Origin of the sequence: Chryseotalea sp. WA131a (assembly GCA_025370075.1) — a bacterium.
GTDB lineage: Bacteria > Bacteroidota > Bacteroidia > Cytophagales > Cyclobacteriaceae > ELB16-189.
The window spans coordinates 1,632,479-1,659,171 of sequence record CP073016.1; the positions used below are offsets into that span (position 1 = coordinate 1,632,479).

Annotated in this window: 21 protein-coding genes; 17 read left to right on the forward strand and 4 right to left on the reverse strand. The window is 40.0% G+C overall.

Annotation, left to right across the window (positions count from 1 at the left end; translation table 11 throughout):
- The first annotated feature begins 77 nt into the window (after positions 1–77).
- The 3 genes from KA713_07275 to KA713_07285 all read left to right on the forward strand — a co-directional run bounded on the left by KA713_07275 (position 78) and on the right by KA713_07285 (position 6,633).
- On the forward strand, positions 78–1,979 hold the full coding sequence (locus KA713_07275) for an Nramp family divalent metal transporter (GenBank protein UXE68371.1): 1,902 nt from the start codon (positions 78–80) through the stop codon (positions 1,977–1,979).
- Between the two features lie 65 nt (positions 1,980–2,044).
- Positions 2,045–3,409, forward strand: coding sequence for a tRNA uridine-5-carboxymethylaminomethyl(34) synthesis GTPase MnmE (gene mnmE / locus KA713_07280; protein ID UXE69065.1), 1,365 nt, complete (start codon positions 2,045–2,047; stop codon positions 3,407–3,409).
- A gap of 476 nt (positions 3,410–3,885) precedes the next feature.
- Positions 3,886–6,633, forward strand: a complete 2,748-nt coding sequence (locus KA713_07285) for an insulinase family protein (GenBank protein UXE69066.1) — start codon at positions 3,886–3,888, stop codon at positions 6,631–6,633.
- 162 nt (positions 6,634–6,795) lie between these two features.
- Here KA713_07285 and KA713_07290 read toward each other — a convergent pair whose 3' ends face one another.
- The gene (locus KA713_07290) at positions 6,796–6,954 is read right to left on the reverse strand and encodes a hypothetical protein (GenBank protein UXE68372.1); all 159 of its coding nucleotides are present in this window, start codon (positions 6,952–6,954) and stop codon (positions 6,796–6,798) included.
- 472 nt (positions 6,955–7,426) lie between these two features.
- Between KA713_07290 and KA713_07295 the strand changes: the two genes are divergently transcribed.
- The 8 genes from KA713_07295 to KA713_07330 all read left to right on the forward strand — a co-directional run bounded on the left by KA713_07295 (position 7,427) and on the right by KA713_07330 (position 14,954).
- Complete coding sequence (locus KA713_07295; protein ID UXE68373.1) at positions 7,427–7,726, forward strand: hypothetical protein; 300 nt, start codon at positions 7,427–7,429, stop codon at positions 7,724–7,726.
- A 399-nt stretch (positions 7,727–8,125) separates the two neighbouring features.
- Positions 8,126–8,941, forward strand: a complete 816-nt coding sequence (locus KA713_07300) for a prohibitin family protein (protein UXE68374.1) — start codon at positions 8,126–8,128, stop codon at positions 8,939–8,941.
- A 110-nt stretch (positions 8,942–9,051) separates the two neighbouring features.
- Complete coding sequence (locus KA713_07305; protein UXE68375.1) at positions 9,052–10,338, forward strand: citrate synthase; 1,287 nt, start codon at positions 9,052–9,054, stop codon at positions 10,336–10,338.
- Positions 10,339–10,393: 55 nt separating this feature from the next.
- On the forward strand, positions 10,394–10,657 hold the full coding sequence (locus KA713_07310) for an acyl-CoA-binding protein (protein ID UXE68376.1): 264 nt from the start codon (positions 10,394–10,396) through the stop codon (positions 10,655–10,657).
- Between the two features lie 24 nt (positions 10,658–10,681).
- Positions 10,682–11,377 (forward strand): 16S rRNA (uracil(1498)-N(3))-methyltransferase, encoded by a 696-nt coding sequence (locus KA713_07315; GenBank protein UXE68377.1) that lies wholly within the window; start codon positions 10,682–10,684, stop codon positions 11,375–11,377.
- Positions 11,378–11,467: 90 nt separating this feature from the next.
- Complete coding sequence (gene ligA, locus KA713_07320) at positions 11,468–13,480, forward strand: NAD-dependent DNA ligase LigA (GenBank protein UXE68378.1); 2,013 nt, start codon at positions 11,468–11,470, stop codon at positions 13,478–13,480.
- Positions 13,481–13,584: 104 nt separating this feature from the next.
- Positions 13,585–14,085, forward strand: coding sequence for a hypothetical protein (locus KA713_07325; GenBank protein ID UXE68379.1), 501 nt, complete (start codon positions 13,585–13,587; stop codon positions 14,083–14,085).
- On the forward strand, positions 14,082–14,954 hold the full coding sequence (locus tag KA713_07330; GenBank protein UXE68380.1) for a 4-hydroxy-tetrahydrodipicolinate synthase: 873 nt from the start codon (positions 14,082–14,084) through the stop codon (positions 14,952–14,954). The genes KA713_07325 and KA713_07330 overlap by 4 nt, the downstream gene beginning before the upstream one ends.
- Positions 14,955–15,062: 108 nt before the next feature.
- On the opposite strand, the gene KA713_07335 is transcribed toward KA713_07330, so the two are convergent.
- On the reverse strand, positions 15,063–15,158 hold the full coding sequence (locus tag KA713_07335) for a hypothetical protein (protein ID UXE69067.1): 96 nt from the start codon (positions 15,156–15,158) through the stop codon (positions 15,063–15,065).
- A gap of 1 nt (position 15,159) precedes the next feature.
- Between KA713_07335 and KA713_07340 the strand changes: the two genes are divergently transcribed.
- Entirely contained in the window at positions 15,160–15,339 is a 180-nt protein-coding gene (locus tag KA713_07340) for a C39 family peptidase (GenBank protein UXE68381.1), read from the forward strand.
- A 79-nt stretch (positions 15,340–15,418) separates the two neighbouring features.
- On the opposite strand, the gene KA713_07345 is transcribed toward KA713_07340, so the two are convergent.
- Entirely contained in the window at positions 15,419–16,045 is a 627-nt protein-coding gene (locus tag KA713_07345; GenBank protein UXE68382.1) for a response regulator transcription factor, read from the reverse strand.
- A 145-nt stretch (positions 16,046–16,190) separates the two neighbouring features.
- Between KA713_07345 and KA713_07350 the strand changes: the two genes are divergently transcribed.
- From KA713_07350 to KA713_07370, 5 genes are all read left to right on the forward strand, one after another.
- Positions 16,191–18,413 (forward strand): peptidase domain-containing ABC transporter, encoded by a 2,223-nt coding sequence (locus tag KA713_07350; protein ID UXE68383.1) that lies wholly within the window; start codon positions 16,191–16,193, stop codon positions 18,411–18,413.
- Between the two features lie 30 nt (positions 18,414–18,443).
- Positions 18,444–18,770: a hypothetical protein gene (locus KA713_07355; GenBank protein ID UXE68384.1), complete on the forward strand. Its 327-nt coding sequence runs from the start codon at positions 18,444–18,446 to the stop codon at positions 18,768–18,770.
- 192 nt (positions 18,771–18,962) lie between these two features.
- Entirely contained in the window at positions 18,963–21,227 is a 2,265-nt protein-coding gene (locus KA713_07360) for an ABC transporter permease (protein UXE68385.1), read from the forward strand.
- Positions 21,220–22,341, forward strand: coding sequence for a carboxypeptidase-like regulatory domain-containing protein (locus KA713_07365; protein UXE68386.1), 1,122 nt, complete (start codon positions 21,220–21,222; stop codon positions 22,339–22,341). Before KA713_07360 ends, KA713_07365 begins: the two co-directional genes overlap by 8 nt.
- Positions 22,342–22,352: 11 nt before the next feature.
- Complete coding sequence (locus KA713_07370) at positions 22,353–23,612, forward strand: hypothetical protein (GenBank protein ID UXE68387.1); 1,260 nt, start codon at positions 22,353–22,355, stop codon at positions 23,610–23,612.
- On the opposite strand, the gene KA713_07375 is transcribed toward KA713_07370, so the two are convergent.
- Positions 23,596–26,688, reverse strand: a complete 3,093-nt coding sequence (locus tag KA713_07375; GenBank protein UXE68388.1) for a lantibiotic dehydratase — start codon at positions 26,686–26,688, stop codon at positions 23,596–23,598. The two genes, KA713_07370 and KA713_07375, sit on opposite strands and share 17 nt — an antisense overlap.
- Positions 26,689–26,693 lie beyond the last annotated feature (5 nt).

Below are 26,693 nucleotides of genomic sequence, written 5' to 3' on the forward strand. Positions count from 1 at the left end.
ACAGGTTTGTTAAGTTAGGTTAGCAGTCTAGCTTGAAGCTGGTGGCACGCAGCCCGAAACTTAAGATTCAAATAAGTATGAATGAAGCGACCTTACAACGAAAGTCATTAAGCGAAGTGAATGCCTCGGTGGATGCTACCAACCGAAAGGGCTGGCGCAAGCTATTGGCATTTTTGGGACCCGCGTATTTAGTGAGCGTTGGCTACATGGATCCGGGCAATTGGGCAACTGACATTGCTGGTGGTAGTAAGTTTGGCTACGCATTGCTTTGGGTTTTGTTAATGAGCAACATGATGGCTTTGTTGCTGCAAAGTTTGAGTGCGCGCTTAGGTGTAGTTCGGCAACTGGATTTAGCCCAGGCATCGCGAAGTTCGTATCACCCCGTAGTCAATTTTTGTTTGTGGATTTTAGCAGAGATAGCGATAGCAGCCTGCGACTTGGCAGAGGTGCTAGGGATGGCAATTGGTTTACAATTGCTCTTTGGATTGCCCTTGATTTGGGGCGTTACGCTTACGGTGCTGGATACCCTCCTGCTCTTGGTTTTGCAAAGTTACGGCATGCGCAAGATTGAAGCCTTCATTATAGCGCTGGTGGCCATTATTGGTGTTTCATTTTTGATGGAAATGATCTGGGCAAAACCAGCTGTGGGTGAATTAATGAAGGGTTTCATTCCATCGCTACCGTCAGACGAGGCCTTGTATATCGCCATCGGTATCATTGGTGCAACCGTCATGCCGCACAATCTTTACTTGCATTCTTCACTGGTGCAAACAAGAAGAATCGACACTTCCGAAAAAGGAATATGGTCTGCCATCAAATACAACTTTATTGATTCTGCTATTGCGCTAAACGCTGCATTCTTCGTTAACTCTGCCATCTTGATTTTGGCCGCCTCCACTTTTTTTAGAGCAGGAATGTTCGAAGTATCTGACATTCAAGACTCATACAAATTTTTGGCTCCGCTTGCCGGCACCAAATGGGCATCCATATTATTTGGTGTAGCATTGGTGGCCGCAGGACAAAGTTCTACTATAACAGGCACACTGGCCGGGCAAATTGTAATGGAAGGGTATTTGAATTTGCGCATTGCTCCTTGGCTCCGCAGACTCATTACACGATTGATTGCGATTATACCAGCCTACATTGTGATACTACTTTACGGAGAAAACAAAACAGGTGAACTGTTGGTGTTCAGTCAGGTGGTTTTGAGTTTGCAACTGGGTTTTGCTGTGATACCGCTTATCCATTTCACCAGTGATAAAGTTAAGATGGGTGTATTTGTTATCAAGCCCTGGGTAAGAATTGCGGCATGGGTAATTGCGTTCATCATTGTGTCGCTAAATGTAAAACTGGTCTATCAGGAGGTACAAAATTGGTTACAAAACGCTGGGGAATACGCGTGGTTGATTTATCTGTTGGTCATTCCACTTTGTTTGGCAACGGGTGGGTTGCTTTTATACATCACGTTCAAACCTTTGTTGGACAGACGAAGGCAAGAGCGAAATGCAAAGTTGCCGCACGGCACAGGAAGCGAGCTGCTGGATTTGGATAAACCAATTTATCAAAAAATTACTATCTCCATCGATTTTAGCAGTATCGATAACTTGGCCATTAGAAGTGCCTTGTCGCAAGGCGGAAAGTATGCCACTTATCAATTGGTACACGTGGTGGAAACGGCCGGGGCGCTTTGGTATGGTAGCGAAATTGCCGACCGAGAATCCGGAGAAGATAAACTTGCCTTGCAAAAGTATGTTGACCAGTTGGTGGCACAAGGATACCGCGTGGAAATGGAGATTGGATTTGGCAATCCACGAAAAGTGATTCCTGAAATCGTTGATAAATTCAAATCAGATTTACTGGTGATGGGTGCGCACGGACACAAGTGGGCAAAAGATTTGGTGTTTGGTGCCACCGTAGATACCGTGCGGCATCGAGTGAATATTCCCGTATTGATTGTGAGGGAGACATTGGGAGATTAGGCATTAAATGTGAGGATTAGGAATCTTGAAATCACTGATTGAAATCAACAAATCTTAAATCAAAAATCTTGAATCAGTTTGAAGATACCATTGTTGCCTTAGCAACACCACAAGGCATCAGTGCCATTGCCGTTGTCCGCCTGTCGGGCAATCAGTCGATTGAGCTCACAAACAAAATTTTTAAAGGAAAAGATTTAACGAAACAACCTACACACACCCTTCACTTTGGCGTAATCATGGATGGCGAACGTCCAATTGATGAAGTATTGGTTTCTGTTTTTAGGGAACCAACTTCTTTCACGCAAGAAAACTCCATCGAAATTTCATGCCATGGGTCGCCCACCATTGTAAAAGAGATTATTAAATTACTGTTAAAGCATGGGGCGCGATTGGCTGAACCAGGTGAATATACCAAGCGCGCTTTTTTGAATGGTCGGTTTGATTTGGCCCAAGCCGAAGCCGTGGCCGATTTAATCCATGCCGAAACCGACAATGCAAGGCAAGCGGCACTCAACCAAATGAGAGGAGGGTTCTCAAATGAAATTCAACATTTGCGTGAGGAACTGATTCATTTTGCTTCCTTGATTGAATTGGAATTGGATTTTGGCGAAGAGGATGTGGAGTTTGCCAAGCGCGATGACTTAAAAAAATTAATTTATCAGATTCAATCGTACTTACGGCCATTGATTCTTTCGTTTGACCAAGGCAATGTGATAAAGAACGGAGTGCCCGTGGTGATTGCAGGTAAACCCAATGCAGGCAAATCTACTTTGTTGAATGCATTGTTGAACGAAGAAAAGGCAATTGTCTCAGAAATTGCTGGCACCACCCGCGATGTGATTGAAGATGAAATGGTGTTGGGCGGAATCACCTTTCGCTTTATGGACACGGCTGGCTTGCGCGAAACCACCGATACCATTGAAGCCATTGGTGTGCAGCGTACCCACCAATCGATGAAGAAAGCTTCTTTGATTCTGTATATGTTCGATTTAACAAAAACGAATCCGGAAGAAATCAAAAACGAGGAAGAAGCAATTAAAAAATTGGGTATCCCCTACTTGAAAATTGGTAACAAGATTGACCAAGCACCAGAAGCTTTAGTACGCGAACTAGAAAGTGATTTTCTTTTGATTTCGGCAACCACCAAAACCAATATCGGTTTGTTGAAAGATAAAATCCTCTTGCTCTTCAAGGTGAATGAGGTGAAGCAAGGCGATGTGGTAGTCACCAACCTTAGACATTACCAAAATCTTCTGCAGACAAACGAATCGCTCGAGCGTGTTTTGCAAGGCATGGACACCGAAACCACAGGCGATTTACTAGCAATGGACATCCGCCAAGCGCTGCACTACTTAGGTGAAATAACCGGCAGCATCACCTCCGATGATTTATTAGCAAACATTTTTTCTAAGTTTTGTATCGGAAAGTAATACAAGAAAATACTATATTTTATCGCTTCTCTCCCAATTTCCTTTCGGCTGTTGGTCTGAGTAATATTGAAATGCGTGTGACCACAAATGGCGTTACCTTTCAACTTGATCAAACTGAAGGTGGATTTCGCTCCCAGATTTCTATTCCAGTAAAAACATTTTTACAAAAAGTACTGAACTAAATGCAACACATCATCAACCAATGATGAAACACCATTGCACAAATGATTGAGAATGGCGCGCACTCAAATCTGTGAAAGATTCCGATCCAGATGAGTGTATGAAGCCATACCATCTGTGTTTCAGTGAACTAACTACCGGAAGCGCTTGGTGGTGGATGGTACAATTAGTTGGTTAATGAATCTAAAAAATACAAGGAAAATACAGGTTGCAAGAACTTTTGAAATCGTTTACATTGCTAAAAATTTAACTCAAATTATATGCGATTATCACTTGCTCTCTTGTTGATGGTGGCGATGCTAACGCCAGCGTTGGCTCAAAACAAAGGAAAGGCAAAGCAATCAGGTACACCGGAAAAACCCAAGATGCAGGACAAGCCTGCTTTATCTCCTCCGGTAAAAGTTACTACGGTAGAGGGTATTACGGAGTACAAATTGTCTAATGGATTGCGTGTTTTGTTGTTCCCTGATCAATCAAAACAGACCATTACGGTGAATATCACTTACTTGGTTGGCTCTAAACACGAAAACTATGGAGAAACGGGCATGGCCCACTTGCTGGAACACTTAGTTTTTAAAGGCACGCCCAAGCACCCTAATATTCCTCAGGAACTCACCGAACATGGATGTCGTCCTAATGGTACAACTTTTTTGGACCGAACCAACTATTATGAAACATTTGCTGCCACAGAAGAAAACCTAAAGTGGGCGTTGGATTTGGAATCAGATCGCATGGTAAACTCTTTCATCGCCAAGAAAGACTTGGACAGCGAAATGACGGTCGTGCGGAACGAATTTGAAATGGGTGAAAACAATCCATGGCGAGTACTATGGCAACGAGTGATGTCCACTGCTTTTGAATGGCACAATTATGGAAAGTCAACGATCGGAGCGCGCTCTGATATCGAAAATGTGCCAATCGATCGGTTGCAGGCATTTTACCGCAAGCACTATCAACCAGATAATGCCGTATTGATTGTTGCAGGAAAAATTGATGAAGCCAAAACGCTAGAGATGATTAACCAAAAGTTTGGCCCAATGGCTAAGCCGGAGCGTTTATTACAAACCACCTACACCAAAGACCCCACACAAGATGGTGAACGTACCGTTTCTGTTAAGCGAGTAGGCGATGTGCAAATGGTGATGGTGGGCTATCACATTCCACCCGGTACGCATGCTGATTACCCAGCGATTGAAGTACTCAATCAAATACTTTCTACAGAACCAGGTGGCAGACTGTATAAAGCGTTGGTTGATTCTAAAAAAGCAAGCAGCATTGGCTCTATCAATTTTCAACTGCAAGACCCAGGTATTCTCCTCGCTTTCGCGGAAGTATTGAAAGAAAAGTCGTTGGACGATGCTAAAAACTCAATGCTAAAAGTGTTTGATGAATTTAGCCAAAACCTGCCTCCGAAAGAAGAAATCGAGCGCGCTAAAAATGAAATTCTAAAAAACATCGACTTGTCATTCAATTCATCTGAGCGTATTGGCTTAGAATTGAGTGAATACATAGGCATGGGCGATTGGAGAATGCTTTACATCACCCGCGATAAAATAAAGGCAGTGTCATTACTGGACATCAAACGGGTAGCTTCAAAATATCTGAAGGCTGATAATCGCACCGTTGGCACTTTCGTACCTACCGAAAAACCCGATCGCGCTGAAATTCCTGATGCACCCAATGTGCAAGAATTAGTGAAAGATTATAAGGGTACACAAACCATTGCCGAAGGTGAAGCATTTGACCCCTCTCCTGCCAATATTGAAACCCGTACTTCTAAAATGACCTTGGCCAACGGAGCGAAAGTGGCGATGCTATCGAAGAAAACACGTGGCGAATCGGTGCAAGGACGAATCACCTTGCGGCTAGGAACAGAGCAATCGCTGGCCAATAAGGGAACGATTGGAGAGTTTGCAGCCAGTATGCTGAACAAAGGCACGAGCAAACATACTCGTCAACAAATCAAAGATGAGTTTGATAGGCTAAAAGCCAACGTGCAAATTTTTGGAGGTGCTACACAGGCATCGGTGAACATTGAAACCACCCGACCAAACTTTGCAGAAGTATTGAAGCTCGTTGCCGAAGTAATGAAAGAAGCTAATTTTCCTGCTGATGAGTTTGATAAATTGAAAGAAGAAGAAATTGCGGGCATTGAATCACAACGAAGCGAACCTACAGCAAAGGCAAGCATTCGGATGCAACAGCATATGAATCCTTATCCAAAGAGCGATCCTCGCTACGTGGAGTCGTTTGATGAAAGCTTGGCCAGTATAAAAGCTTTAAAATTGGAAGAAGTAAAAAAATTTCATACTGATTTCTATGGTGCCAATAACGCCACCATGTCTTTTGTTGGTGATTTTGATGAACCCGCCATTAAATCCTTGATTGGCGAATTGTTTGGAAATTGGAAAAGTGCTCAGCCTTTCCAGCGATTGGTTAGTAAGTACACTCCGGTGGCGGCTATCAACGAAAACATTGAAACTCCCGATAAAGCGAATGCATTTTTCTTAGCTGGCCTAGGAATGGAAATGCGCGATGACAATCCCGATTACCCAGCTTTGATTTTAGGGAACTACATGCTTGGTGGTGGATTCTTAAATTCACGATTAGCGACACGCATTCGACAAAAAGAAGGATTGAGCTATGGGGTAGGATCACAATTTTTTGCCGGATCCTTGGATAATGTAGGTACCTTCAACGCATATGCCATCTATGCTCCGGAAAATGCGACTAAGTTGGAAGCCGCTTTCAAAGAAGAAATCCAAAAGGTGATCACCGATGGCTTTACTGCCGAAGAAGTGGCTGCGGCTAAATCAGGTTGGACACAAGGCCAATCGGTAACACGTGCGCAAGACAATTCGTTGGCGAACACACTTAACAATTATCAGTTTATAAACCGTGATATGAAGTGGGTGGAGAGTTATGAAAAAGCAGTAAATGCTATTACGGTAGAACAAATCAATGCGGTGATGAAAAAATACATCAAGCCCGAAATGATTTCGTATGTGAAGGCAGGCGATTTTGCAAAAACGGCTAAGAAATAGACCATACTTTTTTACCAATAAAAAAAATCCCGCCTCTTTGTGGCGGGATTTTTTTATTAACCCAAGTCTATTCGGATAAATTACTTTTTTACTACTGTTGTGGCACCTGCATTGTCAGTCACTTCAAAAGTAGAGTTACAATTACTTGATCTAAGGTGTAAATTATACCGTAGCTTCCATTGATGTTTCTGCTTTCGCTCGCCTTTTGGTGTTCTTCACTATAGTCTTTAACTTAAGGACTCTTGTTACGAATTTTTTGATAGCGACAGATGCCCCTGTGTGCAAAATTTTGTGAATTTCTCCCCATAATTTTGTTTTCATTTTTTAAAAAAGTAGGTTTCTTCCCAGGCCTGCTTTTTTTTTGATGCAGCTAACTATTAGGGGAGAAACCGATTAATTATCTCGAATCTATCAATCCAAAAAAGAACTTACCCAAGACCAAAATACCCTCAGCTTTGGCTAATTTTTTCTGAAAGTCAGAGATTGGTACGGGTGCCTCTTCATGGTCTAAATCGAGATTAGAATGAGGGAACCTATCGATATCGGACACAATCGTGCATTTAATCTCGTTTTCGAGCAAATCCTGAATGGCAGGTGTCAACCTCAGATTAAGCGATGCCTTTTTTTGTAGCCATAGATAGCTACCACTTGCCTTTTACCGTCTTATGGATTGCTCCATCTAAAAGTGGTGTAATTTATTGAGAAACTATTTGCGAATGGCAACAAAGTTTTTTTAACTTTAGATGCTAATCAAAAAAGCATAACCCAAAATAAAATAAAATAACTCCGTACTATGGCAAAGAAAGCAAAAAAGGCGGCTAAGAAAAAATCTCAACCCGCTAAAAAATCAGCTAAGAAAGCCGCTAAAAAAGTGGTGAAGAAGGCTGCTAAAAAAGCAAAAAAGGCGGTAAAGAAAACTGCTAAGAAAGCCGTGAAAAAAGTGGTGAAGAAAGCCGCCCCCAAGAAGAAACCAGCTGCTAAAAAGCCGGTGGCTCCTACACCTGCACCCTCATTGTTTACACCCGCACCCGAGCCAACCCCGTTCCCCGAAAGCCCAAGCAATGAAGGAATGGGCAGTGCTTCTGGAGTGTAATCTGTTTGGTAAGAAAACAAAAAGGCGATGGTTTTTCCATCGCCTTTTTGTTTTGGAAAGATTAAGTAAAGTTGCCATTTCTTGTTAAGCACCGCGCCAACTATGTTCAACTTCTCCTTCAAAAACATACTTCATATTTAACCGCACACAGCTTCATAACGAAAAGACGAAAGACTACCGAAACATCGTTTTGATACAAATCGTCATTGTTTCGGCTGGCCTTATCCTTTTCGAACCTGAACTTTAGGTGGCATCAACTCCAGATTACAACCAAGCCGCCTCATTCGTAACATCAGTATTTTAGAAGCCGTGTGGGGAGGGCTTTGCGGTATGCTCATTATTGGTAAATTGCTGGGCTTACCTAGACAGGAAGATTCCGAAACCAAATAAAAACACCATATGAACAACCGCAGATTACCATTTATCATTTTAGCAGTTATTGCCTTTTTTGTAGTGCTGGCACTATCATCCAGTTTGTTTTTCACCATTGAAGCTACAGAAAGAGCCATTGTCTTTTATCCTTTTGGCAAAGGCTTGGATAAAGAAGATGTCATCGGACCAGGGACGCATACCAAAATGCCTTGGAATGATGTCTATATTTATAAAGTAAACGAGACTTCATCAGATGAGAACATGGACGTATTGGACAAAAGCGGTCTGTCGATTCACGTAGATATCACCGTTAGATATTTCCCAATGCCTAACAAAATTGGGTTTATCCATGAACAGTTTACCAAAGACTATGTAAATGTGTTGGTGATACCTGAAGTGAGGAGTACAGTGCGTCAGGTAATGGGAAGATACACAGCTGAGGAAATTTACTCTACCAAAAGGGCAGAAGTAGAAACAGCCATCAAAAATGAAACAGAGAAAATTCTAAATGTGAATAATGTGAGCGCTACCGCAGTATTGATAAGATCAATTGCTCTGCCCGAACAGATTAAAGGTGCCATCGAAAACAAACTGCAGCAAGAACAAGAAGCCTTGGCCTATCAGTTTCGATTAGATAAAGAGAAAAGTGAGGCCGAGCGCAAACGGATAGCTGCCGAGGGGGAATCGCGTGCCAATAACATCATCAACAACAGCTTGACCGACAAACTCTTGAAAATGAGGGGCATTGAGGCAACCTTAGAGCTATCAAAATCGCCAAATGCCAAAATCATTGTGGTGGGTTCTGGTAAAGACGGCATGCCCTTGATTTTGGGGAACAATTAATCTCCAAATCGCGGAAAAAAATGTCCAATAATTGACTATCAAAATGCCGATTTGATTGTTTAACTGAACATCGCGATATATCTTTAAGCCCAAAGCATAACTAATCTTTTATGGCCAAAACAGCAGAATTAATCATTGACGGAAAATCGTATAAACTTCCCATTGTGGAAGGAACTGAAAATGAAGTGGCCTTGGACATCAGTAATCTGCTGGAGGAAACCGGCACCATTACGCTAGACCTTGGTTATAAAAACACGGGGGCTACCAAAAGTGCCATTACCTTCTTAGATGGTGACAAGGGCATTCTTAGGCATCGCGGTTATTCTATTGAAGACTTGGCCGGAAAGTCGAGCTTTTTGGAAGTAGCCTACCTGCTCATTTTTGGTGAACTGCCCATGAAAGATCAGTTGGACAAATTCTCAGATGATATCAAGCGCCATACCATGGTGCACGAAGATATCAAGAAGATTTTGGATGGCTTTCCGTCCTCTTCGCACCCCATGGGCGTGTTGGCCTCTATGTTTTGCGCACAAACCGCATTCTATCCTGAATCATTAGATCCCAACCGTTCAGCAGAAGGTGTTTATTTGAGCATTGTTCGCTCGTTGGCCAAAATGCCAACCTTCGCAGCTTGGGCGTATAAAAATGCAATGGGTCATCCCGTCAACTATCCCGACAATACGCTCAACTATACCGCTCGGTTCTTAAAAATGCTTTATGCTTTGCCTGCCGAGCAATATGAAGTCGATCCGGTAGTAGCAGACGCATTGGATAAACTATTGATTTTGCATGCCGATCACGAACAGAATTGCTCAACTTCTACCGTGCGGATTGTGGGCTCTTCCAAAGCAAGTATTTACTCTTCCATTTCTGCTGGTATCAATGCCCTATGGGGGCCGCTTCACGGAGGTGCCAACCAAGAGGTGATTTTAATGTTGGAAGCCATTCGCAAAGATGGTGGAGATACCGAAAAATGGATCAACAAGGCAAAAGATAAAAACAGTGGCTTCCGCCTAATGGGCTTTGGTCACCGTGTGTATAAAAACTTTGACCCGCGCGCCAAAATCATCAAGAAGACGGCCGATGAGGTATTGAGCAAATTGGGCGTGAATGACCCCGTGTTGGACATCGCCTTGAAGCTAGAGGAAGTTGCATTGCGAGATCCGTACTTTATCGAACGTAAGTTGTATCCTAACGTAGATTTCTACTCAGGAATTATTTATAGGGCATTGGGTATTCCGGTGGATATGTTCACCGTCATGTTTGCCATGGGCCGCTTGCCAGGATGGATTGCACAATGGAAGGAACTTCGTGAGAACAAAGAACCCATTGGGCGCCCGCGTCAGATTTATACTGGCCAAAATCTACGCGAGTACGTTCCAATCGAGAAGCGATAATCTTTACACCAAGTCCGTGGCCACTCACTACGGACTTTTTTATACCAAAAATATTATGGCATTACTAGACGATTTTAATGCAGCCGTTGCAAAATCAAAAGACCTTACCAAGCGACCGTCCAACGAAGAATTATTGGATTTATACGCACTATTTAAGCAAGCTACCGATGGCGATGTGAGTGGCGATCGCCCAGTCGGTTTTGACTTTAAGGCCATTGCCAAATTCGATGCGTGGGCTGCTAAAAAAGGTTTAACCAAAGAACAAGCCATGATTGAGTATGTAGCACTGATGAACAAGCTACAGAATTCGTATTCATAATCATCCATTACGATTTTCATTCATGTGAACCTATTTTACTTACCCAAAATTGCGAATGGCCACACCCATTTGGATGCTGAAGAATCGCGTCATGTGGTAAAAGTATTGCGAAAAGTAGCGGGTGATGAATTGACGATAACCGATGGGAATGGTTTTTTTTATCAAGCAAGAATAACAATCGCAGACGCAAAAAAATGCGCATTTGAAATAGTTAGTAAGGAGGAATTTCCAAAAAGAAATTATTGCATTCACATTGCCATCGCCCCCACCAAAAACATTGATCGTACTGAGTGGTTTGTAGAAAAAGCCGTAGAAATTGGAATTGATAAAATCACTTTTTTTCAAAGCAAAACGTCAGAGCGCAAAACCATTAACCTAGAACGAATTCAAAAAATAGCGATTAGTGCAATGAAACAGTCGCAGCAAGCCTGGTTACCTACCATCAGCGGAATGATTCCTTTTAAGGAAATAGTAAAGGAACAAGCATCACAGAAATTTATTGCGCATGTGGATTTTCAAAACAAGATCCATTTAAAAAATGTAGTCAAGCCCAGCCAAAGCTACTTGATACTAATCGGCCCCGAAGGCGATTTTACGGATGATGAAGTGATCTTGGCCAACGAACATCAATTCATTAAAGTAAGTTTTGGGGCAAACCGATTACGCACCGAAACGGCTGGTCTTGTTGCTTGCCAAATACTAAACTTACTCAATGACTGAACAAAGGCTAGCGAAGCATGAAGCACGAGTGATTCTTTTTGTTCTCTGGTCTGTTAAGAATTTATAATTTAGCCATTATTTTCTAACCAAATGTCTTCTACCGAAGCCCAAAAGCAAATACAATTATTGACAGAACAAATCAATTATCACAATGATTTGTACTACCAACAAAACAAATCTGAAATCTCTGATTTTGAGTTTGATAAATTGCTTCAACAACTTATAGATCTAGAAAAAAAATTCCCTGAACTCAAACTAGCTGACTCCCCCACCCAACGTGTGGGCGGCACCATCACCAAAGAATTTGAAAATGTTACCCATCAATATCCAATGATGTCGTTGGGGAATACCTATTCGGAAGAAGAACTAAAGGATTTTGACGAGCGGGTATCAAAAGGATTGGATGGCGCAGCCTATGAATATTTTTGCGAACTTAAATTCGATGGTGTGTCCATCAGTTTGATTTACGAGAGTGGCTCATTGGTAAAAGGAATCACCCGTGGGGATGGAGTGCGTGGCGATAATGTGATTGCCAATGTAAAAACCATTCGTTCGCTACCGCTAAAAGTAAATGGCAAAGATATTCCAACCCATTTTGAAGTACGGGGTGAAGTTTTCTTATCCAAAGATGTATTCAAGCAATTGAACAAAGAGCGTGATGACATTGGCGAAGAGCAATATGCCAACGCGCGCAACACTGCCTCTGGCACATTAAAGATGCAAGACAGCAGCGAAGTAGCAAAGCGGAAACTCAATTGCTACCTCTATTATCTGCTGGGCGAAAACCTTTCAATCAAGTCGCACGAAGAGGCCATTCATCAAATTGAAAAGTGGGGATTTCAAGTTTCTAAAACCTATCAAAAATGTAAAAACATAGAAGAGGTTTTAGCTTACATTCACACGTGGGACAAAAAAAGAAATGATCTACCACTTGAAACCGATGGCGTGGTTATCAAAGTCAACAACTTAGAGCAGCAACAGATATTAGGCTATACAGCCAAAAGCCCACGTTGGGCAATAGCTTACAAATACAAAGCAGAAAGCATCAGCACAAAACTGAATGGCATCACTTATCAAGTTGGGAGAACCGGGGCCGTTACTCCCGTTGCTGAATTGGAACCCGTATTACTTGCTGGCACAACCGTGAAACGTGCTTCGTTGCACAATGCCAATGAAATCGAGCGATTGGACTTGCGCATTGGCGATGAAGTATTTGTGGAAAAAGGAGGAGAGATTATTCCCAAGATAACGAGTGTTGATTTAACCAAGCGAAAAAAATCGTCTCAGCCCATTCATTACATCGATAAATGCCCCGAGTGTGGAACCACATTGATTCGGCAAGAAGGGGAAGCAAATCATTATTGTCCAAATGAAAAGGGTTGCCCTCCACAAATCACCGGCAAGATTGAACACTTCATTCAGCGAAAGGCAATGGACATCGATTCGCTTGGTGAGCAAACCATCAAGCAATTATTTTCATTGGGATTGGTAAAAACACCAGCTGATTTATACGACCTTAAGAAAGAAGATTTGCTGAAGCTCGATAAGGTAAAAGACAAATCTGCGCAAAATATGTTAGACGGAATTATCGCTTCTAAGTCGGCACCATTTGAAGCAGTACTTTTCGGTATTGGGATTCGCTTTGTTGGTAAAACAGTCGCAGAAAAATTAGCAGGGTACTTTAAATCGATAGATGGGCTTTCTATGGCTACGTATGAGCAATTGCTGCAAGCTCCAGAAGTGGGTGAAAAAATCGCCCAAAGTGTGGTCAATTATTTTGCCGAAAAAGAAAACCAACGAGAAGTTCAGCGACTGAAGGAAGCCGGCTTACAAATGGAATCTAACCAAACTGAACCCGAAAAAATCAGCAATTCTCTAGGTGACCATTCCTTTGTAATCTCCGGTACCTTTGAAAATTATGAGCGTGATCAATTAAAAGACATTATCATCGCGAATGGCGGAAGGGTTTTATCTGGTGTCTCTGCAAAGCTGGATTACCTACTAGCTGGAGAAAACATGGGGCCAGCAAAATTGGAAAAAGCATCAAAGCTAGGTGTAAAAATAATTGGCATTGCTGAGTTTGAAGCGATGTTAAAGTCTTGAAGAAGTCAATAAACCTTTCAATCTTTGCTGTTTGGAGTTTCAGAAAAGCACAAGTTCGATTGGCTGTTCTCATTTAGAAATTTAATATCACACACATGTTTAAAATGAATTTTCTAAAAATGCGCACTAACTCAGCCTTGAAGAAAAACAAAGCGTTGAGGGCGAGCCTTCCCTACCAGCAGGCTCAAAATTTAGGAATCATTTTTACTGTGGAAGACAAGCAGAAACATTTAGAAATAAAAGAATTCATCCATCAAATAGAGCAAGACGGTAAAAAGGTACAAGTATTGGAGTACCTGCCTGAGAAAAAAGAAAACCATGAGTTCTTATTCGATTTTTTTACCATCAAAGATTTCAATTATTGGGGCAATCTGAATTCCGATACGGCCATCAAATTTTACCAAACCCCTTTTGATTATCTGTTTTGTATCGATCAAGAATCTAATCCGCTGGTGCTCCATTTATTGGCAAGAAGCAAGGCAAGGTGCCGGGTAGGGCGTTTCCATGAAAGTGAAAGCTCTTTTTTTGAGTTGATGATTGAACAAAATGGGACCATTAAAGGGTTGATTGAAACCATGTACAAATACACGAAACAACTGCGATGAGGAAATTATACGGCACGGGTGTGGCGTTGGTAACGCCTTTTAATTCTGACAAAACGATTGATTTCGGCTCTCTTAAAAAATTACTGGAGTACACCGCCAAGGGTGGAGATTATTATGTGGTGATGGGCACTACGGGTGAGTCAGTAACCTTGAGCAAGGAAGAAAAGAAAGAAGTACTTGAATTTGTGCGAAAGAACAATCCAAAAAAACTACCCATTGTGTATGGCATTGGCGGCAACAATACGCAGCAAGTGGTGGAAGAAATTGAATCGACTAATTTGCTCGGAATAAGTGCTTTGCTATCAGTAAGTCCGTATTACAACAAACCATCGCAAGAGGGCATTTATCAGCATTTCGTTCACGTTGCAAATACATCCCCCGTGCCGATTATTCTTTACAATGTACCGGGCCGCACCGCCTCAAATCTTACGGCAGAAACTACCTTACGCTTAGCCAAGCATAAAAATGTTATTGGTATCAAAGAGGCTTCGGGAAATCTGGAGCAATGCATGAACATTGCGAAAGGTAAACCGAAAGACTTTATGCTTATTTCGGGCGATGACTTGCTTACCCTTCCATTATATGCGGTTGGTGGTGTTGGAGTTATTTCCGTTTTGGCCAATGCACTCCCAGAAGTATTTAAGAAAATAAAAGATTTTGCCCTTGCGGGGAGATACAACAAAGCTCAACAAGTAGCCTTTACGTTATTGGAATTGAATGGCCTTATGTACGAAGAAGGAAATCCGGTGGGTGTAAAATATCTACTTAAGCTAAAAGGCATTGGCACTGGAGAAGTTCGCTTGCCGATGGTTAAGGCTTCAAATCAGTTGCGAGTAAAGATTGACAAAGTCTACAAACAACCGATATAAAAACTATTTGATTAGATAAAATCCAATAAACTTTCCAACTCTCTTAATTCATTTTTTTTCGTCCTTTTTTCTGAAGTAAGTCTATTCGATGAATCAAATCACCCAGGCTCATTTTAAAGTAATCAGCAATTTTATAATAAATACCATAGTTATGGTAGGCTGAAATAAGCCTCGCTCTAAACGCGAAACATGAGCCCGCTCAATATTGCAATTGTCTGCTAGCTCTTGCTTTCCGTTCCCATTTTATAAGCAAGCAGATGCCATGGACTGCGGCCCAACTTGCCTGCGCATGGTGGCCAAATACCAAGGCAAAAACTACAGCCTTACGCAACCTGCAAGCCAAAGCTTACATTACCCGCGAAGGTGTTTCTATGTTGAGCATTAGCGATGGGACCTAGGCTGACTAAAGATGAAGTTGAACAGGTTAAAACCAGGTTAACGATGTAGTCCTTCCAAATAAGAAGTTAAAGGCTATGAATGGATTTAGCATAGTTGATAAGTTCCATTATGTTATTAAACTGGAATTTTTTAAGCAGCCTTCTTCGATAAGTGTCAACAGTATTTTTTGATAGTTGTATTGTATGGGCAATTTCATCACTGGAAAGACCAACAGATATTAATGCTACTATTTTTTCTTCTTGTTTTGTGAATTGCAATGGTCGCGATTGGTATGTGTTTTCTTTGATGTTTTTGATATAGTTTAATTCTTGGCTCAGAAATTTTTTACCGATCAGGGTTGCTTTAATTCCTTTTAATATTGCTTCTGGGGATTCACTTTTAGATATAATACTGCACCCTTTTTCATAAAGCCTATATAATAAATTGCTCTCTTTGATAGAAGTAAAGAGTATTACATTCAAAGCCGGGTAAGATTTAAGGGAATCAACTATTACGGCATATCCAGCACGATCTTCCCTGTAGAAGTCGATTATCAAAAGATCTACTTTTTCCTCTCGTAAAATTATACTGCCCTCCAAAGAACTGTTAGCGATCAATAAAGAGAAATTAGAATCTTCTAGTAAGCAGCTGAGTCCTATACGAATTATAGGTAATTGATCGACTATTAGTACCCTGCACTTTTTACTTGCCATGGCTATTAAAGTAACTGACTAACGTGAGTAACCCCATGCGGGCAACTTCTCAAAAATAAGACATACATGGCATGTATGGTTATACGTGAATAAGTTTTTTTTAGTTGATAACAACTATGTTTATTGAACTTTGAAATTTTGATGGGTGAAGTTTCCGTTTTATTCACAACTCGACCAAATGGACTGCGGTCCTACTTGCCTTAAGATGATTGCAAAATATCATGGCAAGCTATTTTCGCTCAATGAGTTGCGTACAAAATCATTTATCACGCGAGAAGGCGTTTCTTTGCTTGGCATCAGCGAGGCGGCCGAGGCGATTGGTTTCCGCACTATGGGCGTAAAACTGCCTTTTGAAAAAATGGTTGTGGACGCTCCTTTGCCCTGCATCGTCCATTGGAACCAAAGTCATTTTGCCGTATTGTATAAGGTCAAGAAAAACAAGATTTCTGTGGCCGACCCTGCCGCGGGCTTGATTACCTACACAAACGAAGAATTTCTAAAGTCATGGCTCTCTACATCGTCTAATGGAAGCGGGGTAGGCGTAGCCTTACTGCTAGAACCCACACCGGCATTTTATGAAACCGAGGTAGCAACTGATAAGAATACCAAACTAGGGTTTAATTATCTATTCGGCTACCTAAAAACATACAGAAGGTTTATTGTTCAACTTTTGATAGGTCTTTTGTTGGGTAGTTTGATCCAACTGATCCTCCCTTTTCTTACCCAATCTATTGTGGACGTTGGCATCAACACCCGCAACACACCTTTCATATATATTGTGCTGGCTGCCCAACTCATGCTCATTTTTAGCCGCACGGTAGCAGAGTTCATCAGGCGATGGATACTGCTGCACCTCAGCACCCGTATCAATCTCAGCATTATCTCCGATTTTCTCATCAAACTCATGCAATTGCCCATGAGCTTTTTCGATTCCAAGAAAATAGGTGACATCTTGCAGCGCATAGAAGACCACAGCCGCATCGAGCGGTTTTTAAGCTCATCTTCCCTGAGCATCCTATTTTCCTTTTTCAACCTAATCATTTTTGGTGTGGTACTGGCATTGTACAGCATCCCTATCTTTTTGATTTTTTTTGGTGGCAGTGCCATCTATATTGTTTTCGTACTTTTCTTTTTGAAAGTAAGAAAAGAGCTGGACTACAAGCGGTTCAACGAACTCTCGCGCAACCGCAGCAGCCTCATCCAATTGGTAAACGGCATGCAAGAGATCAAGCTCAACAATTGCGAGCGCACCAAGCGGTGGGAATGGGAAAGGATACAGGCAAAACTTTTTAAGTTGAGCGTGAGCAGCACCCGTGTGCAGCAATGGCAAGAGGGCGGTAGCACACTCATCAACGAACTGAAAAACATCTTCATCACCTTCATGGCGGCCACAGCCGTGATCAGCGGCAGTATGACACTAGGTATGATGCTGGCTGTTCAATATATTATTGGGCAACTTAATGTGCCTATCAACGAGTTCGTCAACTTTATCCGCGAATTGCAGGATGCCCGCATTAGCTTAGACAGGATTGGCGAGATCAGATTGTTGGAGAACGAAGAAAAGCCACCAAGCAATACTTTAGGCCGCTTCCCTTCTCCTTTTGGAGAAGGTGGCCGAAGGCCGGATGAGGTGAACCTGCGCTTTGAAAAAGTCTCCTTCCAATACGAAGGCCCTCACTCTCCCAAAGCCCTCGATAGCATTCACCTCACCATTGAAGAGGGTAAGGTAACGGCCATAGTGGGCGCAAGCGGAAGCGGAAAAACAACCTTGCTCAAGCTATTACTAAAATACTATTCGCCCACAGAGGGTAAAATTTTGTTAGGCCACACCGATCTGATAAACAAAAGTGCCAGGGAGTGGCGCAGCCAATGCGGCACCGTTATGCAAGACGGTTATATTTTTTCAGATACTATTGCCAACAACATCAGCGTTAGTGATGAAGAAATGGATACAACAAAATTGTTGCATGCCGTGCGCGTGGCTAATATCCAGGAGTTCATTGAGGAACTGCCACTGGGCTACAATACGAAAATTGGAAGTGATGGCACGGGCATTAGCGCGGGGCAGCGCCAGCGAATGCTGATTGCCCGTGCCGTTTACCGTAACCCGCACTATTTGTTTTTTGATGAAGCTACAAGTGCACTGGATGCCAACAATGAAAAGGTGATCATGGAAAACTTAGACGAATTTTTTAAAGGAAGAACGGTCGTGGTGATAGCTCATCGATTGAGTACCGTTAAAAATGCCCACAAAATTGTAGTGCTGGAAAGCGGAAGAGTGGTGGAGGAAGGACGTCACGGGGAACTGACAGCAATAAAAGGAAAATATTATGAGCTGGTGAAGAATCAATTGGAACTGGGAAACTAGATTTTTTATACAAATTACAAATATTGTCATATGAGTTTATTAAAATACATTGAACGGGTAAAAAGAATGGATGATTTGATTCGAAGAAAAGCAACAGGTGCGCCAGAAAAATTTGCAGAACGGCTTGGAATAAAAAAAACTATGCTTATGGAAGAGTTGCAAGAGTTAAGAGCCCTAGGAGCTGAAATTGCATATTGCAAGGCACGAGAGTCTTACTATTATTTGAATTCCTTTGTTTTAAAGATAGGAATAGATAGGAATGATCAAAAGATGATAAAAGGAGGTCAAGTTGCTTTATTGAAATCGCCAAAGTTCGGTATTGGCGAACTGAAAATTCTTTACTTTCAATCTATCTAGGTAAGCAAATCTCAAATGTGGGATTTAAACCAATCTAACAAAAAATGATTGATGCAATTTGGTATGGATACTCATTTAAACTGCTCAATATTTTTATTTATATAATTTACTTTAATCATGATGCTAATAAGAAATTACCTTCTAGTGGCTTTGAGGTTTTTTAAAAAGTATTTTGCCAGTACACTTATTAACATGGCATCAATTGCTATTGGGCTAACCTGCTTTCTTGTTATCGGGTTATTCATTGGTACGGAATTATCCTACAATTCTTGCTTCGAGAAAGCACCTAATATAGCAAGAGTATCATTGAGTGTAGTCCAAAGCCAAAGTGGGGAAACTACTGATATGGCCTTGGCAAATAATCAGTTAGTGGATGAACTAAGAAACTCGTACCCAGAGATTGAAAGAGTTACAGGGGTCGATCCAATACAAGAGAAAGTGAAGGTGTCTTATCATGGGAAATCATTTTATGAAGGTGGGTTTGCCTGGGTGGACTCTAGTTACCCGTTAATATTCAACCATAAGTGGATAAGCGGAAGCCCGCTGCAAGCTTTGTCAAAACCAAATCAAGTGGTTCTTACAGCTGAATTGGCAATAAAATTATTTGGTTCCGCAAATGCAACTTCTCAAATAGTTGAAGTGGATGGTGAATCTTTTACTATAACGGGTGTAATCGAGGCATCACCTATTAATACTAGTTTTGCTTATAGGGCTCTGCTCTCCAGTAATGTTATTAAGAATGATTGGTGTTTTGTTTATGCTTTGTTTTCGGATAGTCAAAGTATTCATGGATTTCAAGAAAAATTGAATCAGCACTTTGAAGATACTATTGGACCCATCCTAGCGGAAACTGGATTTTCAGGACAGTATAATATTGAGCCATTGCAATCGATCCACCTTGGTCCCAATAAATTATTTGACTCACCAAAGGGTAGTGTGAAAATCTTATCAATACTTTTTGTTATTGCACTCGTTATATTCTTAATATCGCTTTCAAATCACATCAATCTGTCAATCTCACAAACGATAGCTAGAACGCGTGAAATTGGAATACGCAAATCTTTGGGAGCGTGGATACAGCATATTCTGATTCAGTATTATGTGGAAACAATTCTATTCTTTGTGTTCGCTCTCGCCCTGTCAGGAGTTGGATGTTTTGTTGCTCTTTATTATTTAAGAGAATACAAAGTCATTGGGTATCTATCACCCATTTTTCTTTGGGTCATTATTCCGTTTGTGACCCTTTTGATTGTCTTGATAGGCAGTCTGATTAGTTCCACTTATGTACTACGCCAGATTACAAGGAACAGCACAACACACCAATTACGATTTTCGGAGATCGAAAAGAGTAAAGGGTTTTTAATGAAAAGCTTAATCATTATTCAAATTGTTGTTTTTACAGGTTTGAGCTTTACGAGTTTTGTACTGAGAGACCAAATGAGTTTTTTGATCAATGGGAATAGGGGCTTTAACAAAGAGAAGATTTTGGTAATAGATATACCAGCAAACAGTAATGCTTCAGGCAAAATAATAAGAGAATCCTTATTGACCTTCCCTTTTGTTTCTGAGATTTCGGTTATCGGGCATAACTCAAGCCCTTCTAGCGAACTTTTTTTTGATGGGTTTCGGTCCGATTCTGAGGAAGAAGGCATGCTTACGAGAGTCTTTAAATATATTAAAGTGGATCCCCCTTATACAGACGTGTTACAACTAACAATCAAAGAAGGACGGACCTTTAGGGAAGAGGACTTAGACCGTCAATTTATTCTCGTGAACCAAATGGTGGTGAACCAAATGGGCTGGAAAACCCCAATAGGGCAATCCTTGTCAGGTAACCAAGTAATTGGTGTGGTCAATGACTTTAGCTTCAATGGTCTACATCGACCAATAGAGCCTCTTGTTATCAAATTAAATGATGAGAACCCTGTTCAAGTACTTCTCAAATACAAATCCCTAGATCAAAATCAGTTAAACCAGATTAAAGAGAAATGGAAATCAGTTTTGAATGATCAGCCATTTGAATATTATTTACTCGATCAACGTATAGCTTTGGAAAATGAAAGAGAAAACCTACTTCAATTTCTAATAGTTTTCTTTTCAGTTATAGCGGGTCTAATAGCTTGTCTGGGTCTCTTTGGATTGATTAATATTGTTCAAGAAAAAAACAGCAAATCCCAAGGCATCAAAAAAATTTTTGGGGCTTCGAACCTATTGCTGGTGTATGAAAGTTGGAAGCACTTTGGTGTATTGTTCTTCCTTTCGTTTGCAATAGCTTTTCCGTTGACTTGGATAATCACCAGTCGATGGTTATCTACTTTTCCGAACCGAATTACTATAGGCATCCTACCCTTCTTAGAAACAATACTTGTAGTGATTCTTGTTGGTAGTATTACAATTCTATATCATCATATTCGGATAAGCAAACTTTCACCACTAAACATCTTGAGAAATGAATAAAATTCTGATTATTATTGTCATCCTTCATTTACATATCATTGGCTACGCTCAAAAAGTGTTAACAGGGAAAATAGTAGAAAAAAGAACAAATATTGTTGTTCCATACGCAAGCCTAGAAATCAATGACAGCGCCTCCGGAACCGCTTCAGATGAAGCTGGGAAATTTATTCTATCGATTGAAACAACTAAGATCGAAAAAACTTTAAAAGTAAGTAGCATAGGTTATTTGACGAGAAGAATCTCCATTGACAGTCTTCTGGGGTTAAATCAGTCAGAAATCATAATTTCTCTGACCCCTAAAGTTATAAAATTGGAAGAGGTTCTTGTTAAGTCCAAGCCAATTGGCGCAGAAGAAATGGTAAGGGAAGCAATTGAGAATGTAAGCAAGAACTATAACCAACAGCCATTTAACATGGAGTTTTATTCAAACCTTTCCGTCAAGGACACGATCGAAACTGTCTATAAGGTGGAGAGTATACTTAGTACCTATAGAGCTGGGTACACCCAAGGAGCTTTTAATATCTCTAAAATCGTTGAGAAGCGAGAGACGGGTACAAGCCCACTACGTCCTGAGTTGGACAAAAAAAGTAAACAAGAACATTTTGCGTATCATCCTACGTTTCATGTTTTTCTGATCGACCAAATTGGAGTCGGCAGCAGCATGTATACAGTTTTCAATCCGAAAATATTTAAGAAATTAAATTTTAAGACGGTGACATTTACACAATTTGATAAGGATACGGTTTGTATCATTCACTATGGCCTAAAACCTGGAGAACTGAAAGATGGGAAAATTGAAAAAGAAAAATATTCTGGCACCATATATATTGCAACTAAAAATCTCGCTATCATTAAACACACGCTTTCTGTTGGGAACCGCCATAATCCTATAACTATTATTTACAAGGAATATAAGAATCATTATTACCCTTACTCCATCCAGAGTTTGCTTGAGGTTAAGGAAAAAGATAAGCTTTACAAGATTGATCATAAAATATATCTCAAAAAGATTAAACTGGAAAATGTGGAAGTAATCAAAAACGAGCCTAAAAATTGGTACATAGAAAATGTGGCTTTTCAAAAAGATTTTTGGGATAATAACTATCCTAGATAATATAAACAGGCATGAAAATCATTCAAAGTTATTGGTCGCATCCAAATCGAATTAATGAAGTCAACGATCCAAATGGGCGCCATAATGGTGGGTGGATACAGCGAGAAAGCAGTCTCTTTTGTTGGGCTTTAAGTGTTCTGAAGCTCAGACAATTCTATGATAAAGTAGAATTGGTGACAGATTCAGACGGGTGGGCTGAACTAATCCGAGATGTTAACTTGCCTTACACGAATGTCTCCACCGAGTTAGACAGGCTCCAAGATGTCCATCCGAATTTGTGGAGTATGGGCAAGCTGTTTGCTTACTCAATACAAAAAGAACATTTTATACATGTAGATGGTGATTTTATCATCTGGAAAGAGTTCCCAAAAGAAATTTGTAATTCAGATGCGGTAGCACAGAACAGAGAAGTAGGTTATCCTTATTATTACTTGATCAAAGATCAAATAAAAGATTTTCACCTCTTACCACCTTCTTTAAATAATTCCCCAATTATTTCAATAAATGCGGGTATTATTGGTGGTAAAAGGATTTTTCTATTTGATAAATTGTATCAAAAAGCAAGTGATTTCATTAGAGTGAACAAAGGTCTTTTTCATACTTGCAATGTAGGATTGTTGAATATCATTGTCGAACAGTTATTGTTTCATGAAATATGTAGCGATGAGAAAATAAACATATCTTATCTTTTTAATCACATGTCAGACGATTTTCATGAGTGTCTTCAGCTGAATGCCGTACCAAGATTTGCTAAATATGTTCATACAATTGGGAGTGCAAAAAGGGATCCATCGATATGTTTGCAAATTGAACACCTACTAAAGATTGAATTTCCCCAATTTCACACAAAAATAATAGACTATTTTTTACAATTAAAAGGTAGTTCTGTTACCAATTCTAGTTTACCAAAATCAGTACAATTGCAGAGACAACAAATTTTTGACAATAGATTAAAATGGATGGGGCTTGGAGAAGAGCAATATTTATCAGTACGATTTCATTTATCACCCACATGCAGGGTATCTTACAATAAAGAAGGTATTCTAACCTTATCATACTTGTGCGTTTTCGAAAACAAAAGAAAGTATTTATTACTAGAAGGTTGGACTGAAATTATTGCTCGGTTTAGCGAGCCACTTTCGATCGAAGAATTAATTTGTCAATTTGAGGAATATCCATTCAAAGATAATGAACTTAAAGAAATACATAAGAATATAGTAAATACACTAACTATTTTTATGTTCTATTATAATGCTATCTCGTTGGTGTAATTTTGTATTTAGCCCGCGCTATCTCGGATTTGTAATGACATGAAAGAAAACTGTAGATAACCATCTCTTGCATTCGATGTTTACTTTCGAAAATCCTATTTAGAGACATGTGAATTATGCTAGAGACAAGATTAAAAAGACTAACGCCTAACTCGCCACCGCGATTTAATTTATCAATCTTATCGACCACAATCTTTATTCGTTCTTTGCGATGCTCAAGTAATTCATAAACACTTGATAAATTGGTCTCTTGTCCCAATAAAGCAGATTCAATTTCAGTTTTACTTCTCCGAAATTTTTTTGACAGTTCGAGTTTGTTATTTCGTATAGAGCCAAACTCTTCTAGAAAGCTTTGTTCCATACTAGTCATTAACTTTGCCTTTTGAAGAATTGATAGGGCAAAATCATCCAATACATTATTCACTATAATCAAAGCAATTTTCCAGCGCAAAGATTGAAGCTCTGAACCGGATAATTTACAAATCAAATCCATTACGAATTTGCTATCTACATAAAAGTATTCTTCAACATTCTTCATGTTTTCCGCTCCATAGCGTTGCCATTCTCGATTGTAAGTGTCCTCTTGTATCTTCCAGCTTTTCTTGTGTCTATTCACCACTGAGACTATTACAAAAAAGTTAGTTCTAATTTTTAAAATATTTTGTTCAGTCGAAAAAATTCTAATTCGTAAATGAAATTGTGGATCAGCGTATCGAATGAAGAACCAAGTAAAGGAAACCCCTGCCAGATGTAATTGGTCAAACCAGGGTTTAATATGATCCTTTATAATGTTATCTGCTATTGAATGATTGCAATAGATTTTAAAATAGATGCAATCACCACCTCCAGCGGGAACTAACTTATCAATCGAAAATCCAGTTACAGGAATCTCCGACTTTCTATTTGAGCTAAGATTGTCCCATAACAAAATCACCTCATTTGAGTAGCATCTTCTATTTGCATCATATACAATCGAATCGGTTTCATCGGCAATCAAATTTTCCTGAACCACTAATAGTTTGTTTTTTACTAGTTCGTCAATGAAAAGGCGATATGAGCTATCATTGTCTAGGTTAATCGGAAGCACATGATCCCCCTGAACGATCACAAAGGAATTGGGTATTTTATTTAGCAGGAAATACTTTTTAATTTTTTGAAAGGGTTCTTTTGCATTGAGTAAAGAGGATATGGATTCTAGTGTAATCTTCCATGTAGCTTTTGATAAGATTATATTTTTATAAGAAACCCGTGGTAAAAATGGCATTCGCCCTAGAATTCCCCAATCCCAGTATATTGAAGGGTAACAATATTGATATTGAAGATCACCTAAAAATCGAAACAAAGGAACATTACTTTTAGTATGAGTATAAGCAGAAGAAAATATGGGATAAATAACCTTATTAAATTGCCTAGACCTCAACTGAATTTTCCCGTTCTGGACACACACAAGTATATCGTTTAACTGTATTTGATTCTCTTTTGGTAAGCAACTACTAGAAACAATAGGAATTTCATAAATGCAAAGAGGTGGTTTGGCAATCAGGTTGCCTATTCTATCCTCTGGAAGGAATACCAGTTCAGCAAATATTCCTTGAGGGTCTGCCTCTTGTTCAAGATGAGCTAACTTACTCAAATAACTTTCAATATCTGAGTGAGAATAACAAAATCTTCCTAATGTTTTAAAGTTAGTACCCTCTGTACTAGTATGTTGTATCTTAATTGAATCTTGTTTCTTGATAATACTTACCAGACTGCTCATGATCCCTGTATATTTATTAAATTCATCAAAGCTGGTTACCTCCTTAGTTTTGATATCTTCTTGACTAAGGATAACTTCAGTTTTATTTTGACTTAAACAATCGTAGTATTTTCGAAGTATAGGATTGAAAGTAGTAGAGACTTCCATTTTTTCAGAAATAGCAGAACTCACCTGAATGTTCTCTGTTAAAAGACTATCAACCAATGAATCTGGCGAATATGGATAGCCAATTCCTATATGTGGATCCATGACTTCGAGGAGGGGAACCTCCATGCCTTCATACCGATACTCAAACTCGTCAATAAACTTGGACAAATTAACTAGGTTTTCTGATACCGTATGCTTAACTAGGTATTGGGTGATGCGGAGAGCCATTCGTAAGTCCGCAAATATCTCTCGATCTAATTCAATTTGAGAGCCTTGCTTAAGCATATCGACTTGAATGATATCAATATCTTTGATGCCAATTCGCTCTGCTTCAGAAACAATTTCCTCATTCCAAGAATCAATGCCAGTAGAAGAATGATGAGTACCAATAATTTTGTTTAGAATGACTCTACTCTGTTCGAGGCTATCCGACAAATGGATTCGATTAGCCTCTAGGAAAGTAAAAAGCTTCTTGCCATAATGGATTCCTGAAACGGAAGGCTCCAATTCTGAAATTAATAATTTGCTTTCAATTAGTTGGCAAATGTAGCTACTGGCCTCGGCGGAATCATAACCTTCTGAAACTACCTTAGTCAAGATAGTTTCATACTGCATAGAATCTTGACAAATTCCAATTAGAGATAACAAAAGCGGATCACTTTCAACACTAGACATTCTATAAGAACGATAGGGTTCATAGCTGTATTCAAGATATCTTAATTCATTGTTAAAATGAAAACATGTGTTGTTTGCTCGATACAATAACCTCCTCCTCAAGGTCGGTTCACCCATCACGTGTTGATATATTTTCCCAAGGAAGCACATGTCAGGTCGAATTAATCTTTGAGAATCTTCTGGATTACAATTAATTATTCCGGTTTTGTTCGTAATAGCCCCTATTGAGATGCCTGCACTAATTCCAAATGGAGTGCAACGAAAGGACATGCGTTTCAAATACCGAAGCAAAGAAAGATGAATTTTAACTCGCTCCTTTTCTGAATCAATTTTATTGGTAATCAATAATTGAGCGTCATGAAATAAGGAAGGTGAAGATATTGATATCGATTCCCGAAAATGAGAACTAGAACGAAACATTTGAACTGGGTCTTCAAATTGATAGGAAAGGGGAAAAAAGGGGGTCCGAAGAATGAAAAAATCTAATAATTCCATGGATT